The following is a 13,224-nucleotide window of genomic DNA, read 5'->3' as shown; positions in this document are numbered from 1 at the left end:
CCGCCTCGCCCGCGGCTACCGCAACCAGCACAACTACCGCCTCCGCATGCTCCTCGCCGCCGGCGGACTCACCCCATGACCCCCACCGGATGTCCGAAGAGCCCCCATGAAGGACAGGATGAGGAGGGCGATGCGCCGGTGGAGGTTCCAGCGCTGCATCGCCAGGGCGATGAGGAAGCCGCCCATGAACAGGAAGATCGTGTCGGAGCCGTACTTCGCACCGACCGAGGAGACGGTGACCGGAGCTTCTTCGGTGCCTTCGATGAAGAGCGGGAACACGACGAGCGGGACGAGGGCGGTGGCCGGGATCGGCAGCGCCTCCGTCATCCACCACACCGCCATGACGCTGGCGGTCGCAGCGGTCACGCGGGCGCCGTGCGGTACCTCATCGGGCATGATGAACCAGACGATGGCGGCGAGCACGAGACCGCCGAGGATGCCGATCCAGCGGGTGTAGTTCGTCGAGGCCGAGAACGGTGCCGCCTGCTCACCGGGCGAGCGCATGTTCTGCTCGGTGCTGTCGGCGTTGGGCAGCGGTGAATAGTGGGAGGCGTGCTCACCGGCTGGTCTGTTCTCGGACATCGGGCTCATTCCCTTGGATCGTCGGGGCGGGTGGACGGAGGTGGAGGGTCAACGGGTGGACGGGGCGTGTCAGCTGCGGTTCTCGACGCGGGCGAAGAAGGCGGTGAGGGCATCGCAGACGAGGTCGGGGTGTTCGGCCACGACGATGTGGGCGGCATCCGGGATGACGGTCGCCTGCCCGTCGGGCACCTGTTCGGCCAGGGCGCGCATCGACTCCGGCGGGTTGCCGAGGTCCTGGGCGCCGGCGAGGAAGAGGATCGGGATACGGATCTGCGGGATTCGCTCGGTGATGTCGAAGCGGGCCAGCGCCCGGCAGCAGGCGATGTAGCCGTCATCGGGCACATTGCCGAGCATCTCGCAGACCATGGGTCCTGCCGGGTTGTCCTCGTCGAGGAATCCGGCGGCGAACCAGCGGTCGGCGGTGTCGGGGATGAGGCTGCGGGTGCCGTCGGCGCGGACGGTGGCGATGCGGTCCCGCCAGCTCTCGGCGGTGCCGAACTTCGGGGCCGCGCACAGCGCGGCGACGGCGGTCAGGCGGTCGGGGAAGTCGAGGGCCAGCTGCATCGCCACTCCTCCGCTGATCGACAGGCCGGCGTAGAGGAAGGTCTCAGCGCCGATCTCGTCGGCGATGGCGATGACGCCTGCGGCGATGTCGGCGAGGGTGAGGTCGGCGAGCTGGGCTTCGAGGTCGTCGGCGGTGTGGCTGGCCGGATCGTGGCCGGGCAGGTCGAAGGTGACGATGCGGTAGTCATCGGCCATCCGGTAGGCCACACCAGCCCAGAGTTCGCGGGTGGTGCCCAGCGCGTTGCCGAGGATGAGGACGGGAGCTTCGTGGCCGGGGTCGTGGACGATGGAGTAGGACAGCTGCGGGATCGCCATGGGCGAACACCCTCCTTCACACGAAACGTTCAGCTTCCACCATAGTGAAGGAGCTCACGCACCGGTACCGCAGGAGGCAGCCGTGTCCGGATCGTTAGCGGCTGGCAGCGCCGAGCACTCCCCCGGACCGGGTGAGATAGCAGTCAGCGCACAGCGACTNTCGCCGTCGATCTGGCGGCCGTTGAACATCGCCTTGCGCCCGCAGCGGCAGATCGTCTTGAGCTCTTCGAGGGTGTGGGCGATCTCCAGCAGCCGCGCCGAGCCGGGGAAGGCCCGGGTCTGGAAGTCGGTGCGGATCCCATAGGCCATCACCGGCACATCGTGCAGGGTGGCGATCCGCAGGCAGTCCTCGACCTGCGCGGCAGACAGGAACTGGGCTTCGTCGATGAGCAGGCAGGCGACCGGCTGGACCGGCACCTCCAGGCTCTCGATGAGCGCATCATGGTCGACATAGCCGGCGGTGTCGGCGAAGACCTGCTCGACATCGGCCTCCGCGTCGATGAGGAAGTCGACGGTCCGGGTGACCCCGAGCCGGGAGACGATCTCGTCAGCGCCCTTCGTGTCGATGAGCGGTTTGGCCAGCAGCACCCGCTGTCCGCGCTCCTCATAGTTGTAGGCGGCCTGCAGCAGGGCGGTGGATTTGCCCGAGTTCATGGCGCCGTAGCGGAAGTACAGCTTGGCGATTGCGGTCTCCTCCCCTCAGCTGGCAGCCGGCCGTCACCGGAGTCGGTCCGGGCGGCGGCGGGGTCGCGTGCGCCCCGCGCAACAGGATAGTACGAACCGGAGAAGCGGCCGCCGGACGTGGGCGATCGCACTCCTGCCATTGCCCGAGGTGGTTGGGCCGGTGTCTGTGTCGCTGAGTAGACTGTCAGCGATAACCCCTAGCGATCTGGAGACGTCACTGACCATGTCAAAGATCATCTATACGCACACCGATGAAGCGCCGATGCTGGCGACGTATTCGTTCAAGCCGATCCTCGAGGCCTTCGCTACGACCGCCGGCGTCGAGGTGGAGACCCGTGACATCTCACTGGCCGGCCGCATCATCGCGCTCTTCGGCGACTACCTCACTGAGGAGCAGAAAGCTCCTGATGCTCTCGCTGAGCTCGGTGAGCTGGCCAAGCAGCCTGAGGCCAACATCATCAAGCTGCCGAACATCTCCGCCTCGGTCCCGCAGCTCAAAGCCGCGATCGCTGAGCTGCAGGAGAAAGGCTACCAGCTCCCGGACTACCCGGAGGAGCCGGCGACGGATGAGGAGAAGGACGTCCGCGCCCGCTACGACAAGGTCAAGGGCTCGGCCGTCAACCCGGTGCTGCGCGAGGGCAACTCCGATCGCCGCGCACCGGAGGCGGTGAAGAACTACGCCAAGAAGCACCCGCATTCGATGGGCGAGTGGACGGCTGACTCGAAGACCGCCGTCGCCACGATGGGCAAGGACGACTTCCGCTCCAATGAGCTCTCCGTCGTCGCTGAGCAGGACGACACCTTCACGATCCGCCTGCGCACCGCCTCGGGAACGGAGACCCTCAAGGAGGTTCCGGTGCTCGCTGGCGAGGTCGTCGACGGCACCTTCCTCAAGGCCTCTGCGCTCGATGCATTCCTCACCGAGCAGATCGCCCGCGCTAAGGACGCCGGCGTGCTGTTCTCCGTCCACCTCAAGGCGACGATGATGAAGGTCTCCGACCCGATCATCTTCGGTCATGTCGTCAAGGCCTTCTTCCCCGAGGTGTTCGACACCTACGGCGAGCAGCTGGCCCAGGCCGGTCTGAGCCCCAATGACGGACTCGGCGCGATCCTCTCGGGACTCGACGCGCTGCCGGCCGAGGTCGCTGACGGCGTGCGCGCCGGCATCGACAAGGGTCTGGCTGAGGGCCCGGCGATGGCGATGGTCAACTCCGATAAGGGCATCACCAACCTGCATGTGCCCAGCGATGTCATCGTTGACGCGTCGATGCCGGCGATGATCCGCATCGGCGGCAAGATGTGGGGACCCGACGGCGCAGAGGCCGACACCCTGGCCGTCATCCCCGACTCCTCCTACGCCGGGGTCTACCAGGCCGTCATCGAGGACTGCAAGGCCAACGGCGCCTACGATCCGGCCACCATGGGCTCGGTGCCCAATGTCGGTCTCATGGCGCAGAAGGCCGAGGAGTACGGCAGCCACGACAAGACCTTCGAGATCGCTGAGGCCGGCACCGTCGAGGTCGTCGACTCCGCAGGCACCGTGCTCATGAGCCACGACGTCGAGGCCGGTGACATCTGGCGCGCCTGCCAGACGAAGGACGAGCCGATCCGCGACTGGGTCAAGCTCGCTGTCACCCGTGCCCGGATCTCTGCGACCCCGGCCGTGTTCTGGCTCGACGAGGCGCGCGCCCACGACCGCAACCTCATCGAGAAGGTCAAGCAGTACCTGCCCGAGCACGACACCGAGGGCCTCGACATCCAGATCATGGATCCGGTTGCCGCCACGAAGTTCTCCCTCGAGCGCATCCGCAAGGGCGAGGACACCATCTCGGTGACCGGCAACGTGCTGCGTGACTACAACACCGACCTGTTCCCGATTCTGGAGCTCGGCACCTCGGCGAAGATGCTCTCGGTTGTTCCGCTCATCGCCGGTGGCGGCCTGTTCGAGACCGGCGCCGGTGGTTCGGCGCCGAAGCACGTTCAGCAGCTGCTGGAGGAGAACCACCTGCGCTGGGACTCCCTCGGCGAGTTCCTCGCCACCGCTGAGAGCTTCCGCCACCTCAACCGCACTGCGAGCAATGAGCGTGCCGGTGTGCTGGCAGCGACCCTGGACAAGGCGACTGAGACCTACCTCAACGAGAACCAGTCGCCGTCGCGCACGGTCGGCGAGCGCGACTCGCGCGGCAGCCACTTCCACCTGGCGCTGTACTGGGCTGAGGAGCTGGCCAAGCAGACCGAGGACGCAGAGCTGGCCGAGGCGTTCGCACAGATCGCTGCGCAGCTGCGTGAGAACGTCGATACGATCGATGAGGAGCTGCTCGCGGTGCAGGGCGATGCCGCTGACATCGGCGGCTACTACCTGCCCGAGGATGACAAGGCCGCAGCGGTCATGCGTCCCTCGCAGACTCTCAACGCGATCATGCAGACGCTGGAGAAGAAGGACGTCTGAGAACGTGAGCTGATCATGTGATCGGCCGCCGCCGCTGCGGCTGAGACTGGCACAGCGACGGAGACAGGCAGAGCCCGGAACCATCTGGTTCCGGGCTCTGTGCGTGCAGCGGCTTGGTCAGATCCGCAGGCTGCCGCCAGAGGCAGCGGCTGGGTCAGAGGTAGCGTCGGGCGCCGGAGAACTCGCCGCCGCTGTCCCACTTCTTCCAGTCGACGATCTCGACCGTCTTCGAGGCATTGGGAGCGTGGATCATCTTGCCGTGGCCGATGTACATGCCCACGTGATGGACCTTGCCCTTCCCACCCTTGCCGGCGAAGAAGATGAGGTCGCCCGGCTGCAGTTCGGAGGCTTTGACGCTCGTGCCGGACTCAGACTGCGGTCCGGAGTCGCGCGGCAGGTCGATGCCGTGCTGGCGGTAGACGGCGTAGGTGAACCCGGAGCAGTCGAAGCCGTACTGCGAGGTGCCGGCCCACAGATAGGGCACGCCGTCATAGCGCTTGGCGGTGTCGACGAGCTGTGAGGGCTTGGGCTTCGCCGGCTTCTCACCCTGAGCGAAGATGCGCACATCGCCGGCCTTGACCCAGCCGGTGCCGCCATCAGGCAGCCGCACCCGCACCGAGCTCTCGCCGCTCGTGAGCACCGGCAGGCCGGTGTTCGTCGCGGCGGTCTCGATCGTCTTCCCACCCGGGGCGTCGGTGACGGCGGCGGTGACCGTCGAGACGATCGCGAGCTCACCGCGGCTGCGCAGCTTCTCGAAGTCCGGGTTGCCCACCAGCTGCCGGCGCGGCACCCAGGCCTCGTAGCCGTGCTCATCACCGGGATTCGACTGCGAACGCACCGCGACCTTCGCCCAGTTCTCCGTCAGCTTGAGCACCCGCACCTCATCGCCGAACAGCGCCTGGGTCTGCGTCTTGCCGGTCAGCCCGCGGCGGGTCTCGGTGTTCTTGAGGTTGGCGTTCCACTTGTCGAGGTCGACCGGATTGCCCAGCGCCGGCTCATCGACCTTCCGCGGGCTGTCAGGGTCGGTCCACAGGGTGGCCACGGAAACGTCGACGAAGGCCGGCTTGCCCTCCTGCAGCCCGGAGCCGGGCTTGCGGGTCTCCTCGGGCTTCGGATTGGTGTCGCGGACATTGCCGGCGAGCTGGTCGAAGCGCTTGATCGGAGGCTTCGGCAGCAGGTTCTCCCCGTGCTGCGGGACCTCCTGCGCAGCGGCCGGAGCGGCGATGCCGGCGGCACCGGCTGCGATGACGACAGCTGCAGCGAGCGCACGACCGGCACGGCGCCGCAGCGGGAAACGGGTATAGCGAGACATGGATGTCCTTCCAGTGACCTGGTGGGAAGTGGGACACGAATGTGGCTCCACACTAGCCGGTGGCTGTCCCTGCCGCCGTTCACCGCCCGGCGGTTGGGCGATCGTCACGGAATCGTGATAGTGAGCGGCCGCCCGGCCCCTCCCGTTCGACAGGGCGAAGATTGTAAGCTGGGTCACATGAATGCCAGCCCCGTGACCGGTAACATCCTTCCCCTCAGCCGTGCGGTGGGCCGCAGCAGCGACGACATCGCGGTCCTGACAGCCATGCTTGTGGTCGGCGAGAACCCGCTGCGCTCCGAATCCGATGACTGCGTGTGGTGGACCTTCGTCAACTCCGGCGTCGAGTTCCTCTTCGCCTGCGGCACCCTCGCCGAGGTGGAGCTGCGCCTCGTCTACGACCGCACCGGGTCCTTCAACGGGATCGTCGTGCCCTCCTGGCTCGTCGAATCATGGTGGTGCCGGCCCAATGCCGCGCAGGTGCACAAGACCTTCGGCGCTCCGGACCGGGTGCACGCACTGCTGGAGGACGATGCTGCCGGGGCCGAGGTGTTCAGCCTGGAGACCACGGAGATCCGCACCGAATACGATGTCAACGGCGGCCTGTGCTCGGTGTCCCTCACCGCCGCCTGAGCTCTCGCCTGCCTGACTGCGTTGCGGCGCGACGCCGGCCCTTAAGCGACGACCCCGCCCTGAAGCGAAGGAGGCTCTGCGCTATGCGCATCACTCTGCGCACCGGAGACATCACCACCGAAGACTGCGATGCGATCGTCAACGCCGCGAACTCCTCCCTGCTGGGAGGCGGCGGCGTCGATGGGGCGATCCACCGCGCTGCCGGACCAGAGCTGCTCGCCGCCTGCCGTGAGGTCCGCGCCGAGCAGCTGCCCGACGGGCTGCCGCCCGGCCAGGCGGTAGCGACAGAGGCCGGCAAGCTGGCAGCGACCTGGGTCATCCACACGGTCGGACCCAACCGGAACGCCGGGCAGACCGACCCCGAGGTGCTCGCCTCCTGCTATGCCGCCAGCCTCACGACCGCGCAGCAGGTGGGTGCCCGCACGATCGCCTTCCCGGCGATCGGCGCCGGAGTCTACGGCTGGGCGGCAGCCGACACTGCCGCTGCCGCCCGCCAGGCGCTGGATGCACAGGACTGGCCGGGCATCGAGGAGGTCCGGTTCGTGCTCTTCTCCCCTGAGGTCCACACAGCCTTCGCCGAGGTGTTCCCCAGCGCAGCCGGCTGAGCTCGCCAAGGCCCGCCACACCTCGGCAGCGGGCACACCACCTCGGCAGCGGGCACACCACCTCGGCAGCGAGTGCTCAGGCCGTGGGGTCTGGGGTGACCTCAGCGCTCATCGCCACGGGCGCGCCGTGCTCGATCGTGCGCGAGACCGTGCAGTAGCGGTCATGGGACAGGGCCAGGAGGCGTTCGACCATCTTCGCGGCCTGCCGGCCGGCGGCATCATCGGGGAAGGCCAGGTCGAAGTGCAGCCGGATGTCGTCCATCCGCGAGGCATCGTCCTCCTCGACGACCTTGACGCCTGCGGAGCCGATCGTGAAGCGCTCCGGTTCGGTGCGGCGGCTGATGACGGTGTCGAGGTCGACGGCCGAGCAGCCGGCGACGGCCGCCAGCAGCAGCTCGACCGGCGTCATGAGCCCCTCCCCGCGGCCGAAGTCGACTTCCGCACCCGAGGCGGCCCGCGCCCGGTAGTGATTCTCCGTGATCCTGGTCACCTCGACGCGGCGCTGGCCGTCGTCAGCGGTGCTGTTCTGTGCAGTCATATCCTCATCCTCCCATCTGCCGCGAAGCCATGTACAGCGCCGCACACAGCGGCTGAGACTGCCGCTGACCGACCGCCGCGCACCGCCGGCCCGATCGCGGATGCGCGCTGGAATTCGAGCTTTCCGCCGCTGGCGCGGCACAGATCACAGGAGTAGAGTGTCGGCGGCCTCCGGCTCCGCTGCCGCATACCCCCACGGCATCCGGGCTGCACCGGCCTCAGCGGAGCTGAGCATCCAGAACCGAATGACAGAGGAACACGACATCATGACTGGCCCGTCCGAGACGACGACTGCACAGCCGCAGGCAGAGGACCTGCGCAACGACACCCGCTTCTTCGGCCATCCGCTGCCGCTCATGCAGCTGTTCGGTCTGGAGATGTGGGAGCGGTTCTCCTACTACGGCATGACCGGCATCCTCGTCCTCTACCTCTACTTCTCGACCACCGAGGGCGGCATCGGCATGGACCAGCCGACCGCCTTCGCGATCGTCGGCGCCTACGGCGGTGCGGTGTTCCTCGCCACCGTCGGCGGGGCGTGGCTGGCCGACCGGGTGTTCGGCGCCGAGCCGGTGCTGTTCTGGTCAGCCGTCATCATCATGTTCGGCCATATCGCCCTCGGCCTCGTGCCCGGCGTCATCGGCGTGGCCGTCGGCCTCATCCTCGTCGCACTCGGCTCCGGCGGGCTCAAAGCCACCGCCAGCGCGATCGTCGGCACCCTCTACACCGAAGAGGACACCCGCCGAGAGGCCGGCTTCTCACTGTTCTATATGGGCATCAACATCGGCGCCCTGCTCGGCCCGCTCGTCACCGGCTGGCTGCAGAAGGACATCGGCTTCCACATCGGCTTCGGCGCCGCCGCCATCGGCATGGCCGTCGGCCTCGTGCTCTACCTCACCGGCCGGAAGAACCTGCCGGAATCAGCGAAGATCGTCGTCAACCCGCTGCCGGCCGGCCAGCGGTGGCGCTTCGGCGCCGTTGCGCTCGGCGTCATCGCCCTCATCACGATCCTGTGGATGACCGGAATCATGAACGCCGGCAACCTCGCCGTCTGGACCACCCTGGTGTGCCTCATCTCGGCTGTCGCCTACTTCACCGTCATCCTGCGCAGCAGGGAGATCACCGAGGTAGAGCGCTCCCGCACCCTGTCGTTCATCCCGTTCGTGCTCGCCACGATCGCATTCTGGTCGCTGTACCAGCAGATCTTCAACGCCCTGACCGGCTACTCCGACACGCAGCTCAACCGCAGCATCTTCGGCTGGGAGATGCCGATCTCCTGGATCACCCTCATCCCGGCGTTCTTCGTCATCGCCCTTGCCCCGGTGTTCTCTGCGATCTGGCTCAAGCTCGGCGACCGCCAGCCGGCCACCCCCATCAAGGCCGGGCTCTCGCTGCTCATCATCGGCGGCGCCTACCTGCTGTTCCTGCCCTATGCGCATGCGCAGAACAACACCGTGCCGCTGCTGTGGGTGGTCTTCATCCTCGCGCTCTTCGTCGTCGCCGAGCTGCTCATCTCCCCCATCGGCCTGTCGGTGGCCACGCGCCTGTCGCCAAAGGTCTTCACCTCGCAGATGATCGCCCTGTATTTCCTGGGCTCCGGTGTGGGCACCTCGCTCTCGGGCGTCTTCGCCAAGTACTACGACGCCGACAACCAGGTGCCGTACTGGACGACCCTCGGCCTGGCCTCGATCGCCGTCGGCCTCATCGTCGTGCTGACGGCCAAGCCGGTCATCCGGCTCATGCGCGGCGTCAAGTGAGCCTGCCTGCCGGCGCTGCCCGTACGATGGTGCCTATGACTGCGCGCCTGCACCCGCACCCAGCGTCGGCTCCCGCTCCCGAGGTGTCCCGCCCTGTCCAGGTATCCCGCCCTGCCGAGGCGACGGGCCCTGCCCCGGCGGCCACCGCCTCGGGCGCGGCGGCCGGAGGCCTGCGATGAGCGGCGGCATCGTCGCGCTGCTCGACGACATCGCGGCGATGGCGCGGATGGCTGCCGCCAGCGCCGATGATGTCGCGGCGGCGACGGCCCGGGCGAGTGCGAAGGCTGCCGGTGTCGTCGTCGACGATGCGGCGGTCACCCCGCAGTACGTCCACGGCGTCACGCCGGCGCGCGAGCTGCCGATCATCTGGAAGATCACGCTCGGCTCGCTGCGCAACAAGCTGCTCATCATCCTGCCGGCCGCGCTGCTGCTGAGCCAGTTCCTGCCCTGGGCGCTCACTCCGCTGCTCATGATCGGCGGCTGCTATCTGTGCTTCGAAGGGGCGGAGAAGGTCTGGGAGAAGATCCGCGGCCATCATGCCGAGCAGGGCGAGCCCAGTCAGCTGCAGGGTGAGAAGAGTGAGAAGCAGGTCGTCACCGGGGCGGTGCGCACCGATTTCATCCTCTCAACCGAGATCATGGTGATCTCCCTCAACGAAGTCGCCGCCGAGTCGCTCATCAACCGCACCATTATCCTCATCGCGGTGGCGATCGGCATCACGGTCCTCGTCTACGGCGTCGTCGACGTGCTCGTGAAGATGGACGATATCGGCCTGGCGATGACGCAGCGGGACAGCGCCGGCGCGCAGCGGTTCGGCCGCTTCCTCGTCACGGCGATGCCGCGGGTGCTCGATGCGATCTCGGTCATCGGCACCTTCGCGATGCTGTGGGTCGGCGGGCACATCCTGCTCGTGGGCACCAAGGACCTCGGCTGGCAGGGCCTCTACGGACTCGTCCACCACCTTGAAGGCTTCGGCGCTGCGGTCGCCGGCATCGGGGCGGTGCTCGGCTGGCTCATCAACACGATCTGCTCGCTCATCATCGGACTCATCATCGGTTCGCTGATCGTCGGGATCGTGCACCTGCTGCCCTTCGGCCACGGCACGAAGGACGGCGGTGAAGGCGCTGCGGAGGATGCGCCGAGGAGCGCCGGTTCCGCCCCTGGTGCGCCGTCCGGCACGGGCTCTGCAGGCGGCTCCCATGCCGCCGGCGACGGACCGGAGGCGGCAGACGAGACCCGCTGAGATGTGCCCGCCCATGGCCTAGGGTGGATGTATGAGCGATCTCGAATTCTTCGACACCACCGGCATCGACCGCGTCCTCGGCGTCGTCGCCCACCCCGACGACATGGAATACGGCGCCTCATGCGCCGTCGCCGCCTGGACGGCGGCCGGGATCGATGTCTCCTACCTTCTGCTCACCGCCGGTGAGGCCGGCATCCGCGATATGGATCCGGCCGAAGTCGCACCATTGCGCCGCCGCGAACAGGAAGCCGCCTGCGCCGAGGTGGGGGTTGAGTCGCTGACGATCCTCGACTTCCCCGATGGCCTCGTCGAGGCCGATCATGCGCTGCGCAAGGCGATCGCCCGGCAGATCCGGTCCTACCGCCCGCAGGCGATCATCACCCTGCCGTGGAAGCTGGAGGTCAGCTTCGGGCTCAACCACGTCGACCACCGCAACGTCGGCCTGGCCGTCATCGACGCGATCCGCGATGCCGACAATCCGTGGGTGTTCCCCGAGCTGCGCGAGGAGGAGGACTTAGAGGCGTGGAAGGCGGACTGGCTGCTCGTCTCGGGTGATGAGCCGACCTGCGCTGTCGACGTCACCGGCGAGCCGCTGGAGCGCGGCATCGCCTCGCTGTCAGCCCACGAGGTCTACCTCGACGCCCTGCCGGGTCACCCGGCCCCGCGCGAGATGCTCGAGGGCATGACCGCCGCTGCCGGTGAGCGCGCCGGAGTGGCCAGCGCGGTGGGCTTCCGCTCCATTCAGATGTGAGAAGCCGGCTGGATCTGTGCAGATCCAGCCGGCTGCCGGTCATGCGCCGGGTGCCGGCGCCGAGGCGGTGGGGCGTCAGCTCAGGGCGGCGACGGCTGCGTCGTAGTCGGGTTCCTGGCCGATCTCCGGGACCAGCTGCGAGTGCAGCACGACACCGTTCTCGTCGAGTACGACGACTGAGCGGGCGAGCAGGCCGGCCAGCGGGCCGTCGGTCATGCGCACACCGTAGTCATCGCCGAAGTCGGTGCGGAAGGCTGAGGCACTGGTGACGTTGTCGAGGCCTTCGGCGCCGCAGAACCGGCCGAGCGCGAACGGCAGGTCCTTCGAGGCGCAGATGACCGTGGTGTTGTCGAGTGTGCCGGCCAGCTCGTTGAACCTGCGCACGCTCTCAGCGCACACGCCGGTGTCGACGCTGGGGAAGATGTTGAGCACGACACGCTTGCCGGCGACGTCGGCGGAGGTGACTGAGGACAGGTCGGTGCCGACGAGTTCGAAGGCAGGTGCCTTGCTGCCGGTCTCGGGCAGCGAGCCGTTGGGGCTGACAGGGTCTCCCTGGAATGCGGTAGTAGCCATGCCTTCACCTTACGCGCCTGCACACCTCTGGCAAGTGGCAGCCGGTCGGGATGAGACTCCGAGCCCTCAGCGGGCCGGCTTGTGTTCGATGTCGAGCTCCTCGTCGTGGTCGACCGGCGTGTAGCGGGCCTCGACGAGGATGAGGGTGAGGACGACGGCGGCACCGGCGAGAGCCAGCAGCACGGGCCCGGCGACCGGGGCGGTGGGCAGGATGAGGTCACCGACCCCGTGGGTCTCGCCGCTGGCATCCGGGGTGCCCTCGCTCTGCCACGGCCACAGGGCGCGCAGCGAGCCGAACATCAGCCCGGCCATGACGAGCAGAGTGACCCGCCTGCGGTGGGTGAGCAGGTAGCGCAGCAGGCTCACGAAGCTGGCAAGCCCGAAGACCGCGCCGAGACCGAAGATCGCGATGTAGCCGAGGTCGCGTTCGCTGATCGCTGTCATCGTCGTGGCGTACAGGCCCACCGCCAGCAGGAAGAACGACCCGGACACGCCGGGGATGACGAGCGCGCAGATCGCCACGGCAGCGGCGAAGAACACGACGATCAGCGATGGGTCGGCGTCGTTGCCGCCGCCGGCGAAGCCGACCATGATGAACGCGGCTGCGGCGGCGAGGACGAACATGATGATGCCCACGGCCCGATGCTGGCCCGGTCGCCGGGCCGGCAGCATCCGCAGCGGGACGAGGATGCTCACGAGCACGAGACCGAAGAACAGGCCGCGGGAGTGCTCGGGATAGGCGGTGACGAAGTCCTTCATCACCCCGGCGATCGAGAGCACGGCGGTCGCCATGCCGATGAGCACGGGGATGATGAGCATCCACTGGGTGCGGCGCAGCTCGGTGAGCATGCCGGCGATCCGGTCCGGTCCGACGATGAGACGCTTGACAGCGGACACCACGTGGGAGGCCGAGCCGATGAGCTCATCGTAGATCCCGGTCACCAGTGCTATCGTGCCCCCGGAGACTCCGGGGACGAGTTCAGCCATGCCGATGAGGAATCCGCGCAGCAGGTCCAGCGGCACGAGGTACCACGATCGGCGCGGGGCGCGGCGCACCTGAGAGACGGCGTGCTGGTCGGATTCGGAATGCGGCATCGGGGTCCTCGAGTGGTAGTCGGAGGGTTGGGACCGGGTGGCCCGTCGAACATCGTAGGCCGGTCGCTTCAGAGTTTCCTGAAGCGACCGGCCGTGATGCTGTGCCTGCTGCCTCACACCGACAGGCGGT

At 67.9% G+C, this 13,224-nt stretch carries 12 protein-coding genes and 1 pseudogene; 6 read left to right on the top strand and 7 right to left on the bottom strand.

Features of this window, described 5'->3' with window-relative positions; genetic code table 11:
- Window positions 1-33: 33 nt before the first annotated feature.
- From ACFFN1_RS06175 to ACFFN1_RS06165, 3 genes and pseudogenes are all read right to left on the bottom strand, one after another.
- Entirely contained in the window at window positions 34-582 is a 549-nt protein-coding gene (locus ACFFN1_RS06175) for an SLC13 family permease (RefSeq protein ID WP_376839584.1), read from the bottom strand.
- A gap of 69 nt (window positions 583-651) precedes the next feature.
- Window positions 652-1,461 (bottom strand): alpha/beta fold hydrolase, encoded by an 810-nt coding sequence (locus tag ACFFN1_RS06170; protein ID WP_376839582.1) that lies wholly within the window; start codon window positions 1,459-1,461, stop codon window positions 652-654.
- Between the two features lie 94 nt (window positions 1,462-1,555).
- Window positions 1,556-2,145 (bottom strand): annotated as a pseudogene (locus tag ACFFN1_RS06165) (thymidine kinase).
- 223 nt (window positions 2,146-2,368) lie between these two features.
- Here ACFFN1_RS06165 and ACFFN1_RS06160 point away from each other — a divergent pair.
- A complete protein-coding gene (locus ACFFN1_RS06160) occupies window positions 2,369-4,594 on the top strand; it encodes an NADP-dependent isocitrate dehydrogenase (RefSeq protein ID WP_376839580.1) in 2,226 nt (741 codons plus the stop codon).
- A gap of 154 nt (window positions 4,595-4,748) precedes the next feature.
- On the opposite strand, the gene ACFFN1_RS06155 is transcribed toward ACFFN1_RS06160, so the two are convergent.
- On the bottom strand, window positions 4,749-5,906 hold the full coding sequence (locus ACFFN1_RS06155) for a C40 family peptidase (protein WP_376839578.1): 1,158 nt from the start codon (window positions 5,904-5,906) through the stop codon (window positions 4,749-4,751).
- Between the two features lie 177 nt (window positions 5,907-6,083).
- Here ACFFN1_RS06155 and ACFFN1_RS06150 point away from each other — a divergent pair, with 177 nt between their 5' ends.
- Window positions 6,084-6,536, top strand: coding sequence for a DUF6392 family protein (locus ACFFN1_RS06150; protein WP_376839576.1), 453 nt, complete (start codon window positions 6,084-6,086; stop codon window positions 6,534-6,536).
- Window positions 6,537-6,619: 83 nt separating this feature from the next.
- Entirely contained in the window at window positions 6,620-7,141 is a 522-nt protein-coding gene (locus tag ACFFN1_RS06145) for an O-acetyl-ADP-ribose deacetylase (RefSeq protein WP_376839574.1), read from the top strand.
- 76 nt (window positions 7,142-7,217) lie between these two features.
- Here the strand turns inward: ACFFN1_RS06145 and ACFFN1_RS06140 are convergent, their stop codons facing one another.
- Window positions 7,218-7,679 (bottom strand): OsmC family protein, encoded by a 462-nt coding sequence (locus ACFFN1_RS06140; protein ID WP_376839573.1) that lies wholly within the window; start codon window positions 7,677-7,679, stop codon window positions 7,218-7,220.
- A 265-nt stretch (window positions 7,680-7,944) separates the two neighbouring features.
- On the opposite strand from ACFFN1_RS06140, the gene ACFFN1_RS06135 reads away from it, so the two are divergent.
- The 3 genes from ACFFN1_RS06135 (at window position 7,945) to ACFFN1_RS06125 (ending at window position 11,426) form a co-directional block, all read left to right on the top strand.
- Window positions 7,945-9,432 (top strand): peptide MFS transporter, encoded by a 1,488-nt coding sequence (locus ACFFN1_RS06135; RefSeq protein WP_376839571.1) that lies wholly within the window; start codon window positions 7,945-7,947, stop codon window positions 9,430-9,432.
- 175 nt (window positions 9,433-9,607) lie between these two features.
- Window positions 9,608-10,675 carry a DUF808 domain-containing protein gene (locus tag ACFFN1_RS06130; protein WP_376839570.1) on the top strand — a complete coding sequence of 356 codons (1,068 nt, stop codon included), beginning with the start codon at window positions 9,608-9,610 and terminating at the stop codon, window positions 10,673-10,675.
- Between the two features lie 31 nt (window positions 10,676-10,706).
- Complete coding sequence (locus tag ACFFN1_RS06125) at window positions 10,707-11,426, top strand: PIG-L deacetylase family protein (protein ID WP_376839568.1); 720 nt, start codon at window positions 10,707-10,709, stop codon at window positions 11,424-11,426.
- A gap of 75 nt (window positions 11,427-11,501) precedes the next feature.
- On the opposite strand, the gene tpx is transcribed toward ACFFN1_RS06125, so the two are convergent.
- Both tpx and ACFFN1_RS06115 read right to left on the bottom strand, forming a co-directional pair.
- Complete coding sequence (tpx, locus tag ACFFN1_RS06120) at window positions 11,502-11,999, bottom strand: thiol peroxidase (protein ID WP_376839566.1); 498 nt, start codon at window positions 11,997-11,999, stop codon at window positions 11,502-11,504.
- Between the two features lie 66 nt (window positions 12,000-12,065).
- Complete coding sequence (locus ACFFN1_RS06115; RefSeq protein ID WP_376839565.1) at window positions 12,066-13,094, bottom strand: DUF368 domain-containing protein; 1,029 nt, start codon at window positions 13,092-13,094, stop codon at window positions 12,066-12,068.
- Window positions 13,095-13,224: the final 130 nt, after the last annotated feature.

Source organism: Brevibacterium otitidis, assembly GCF_042429315.1.
In the GTDB taxonomy this organism is placed as follows: Bacteria; Actinomycetota; Actinomycetes; order Actinomycetales; family Brevibacteriaceae; genus Brevibacterium; species Brevibacterium otitidis.
The sequence above is the reverse complement of the archived record's forward strand: the minus strand, read 5'-3'. Positions and strand labels throughout refer to the sequence as shown.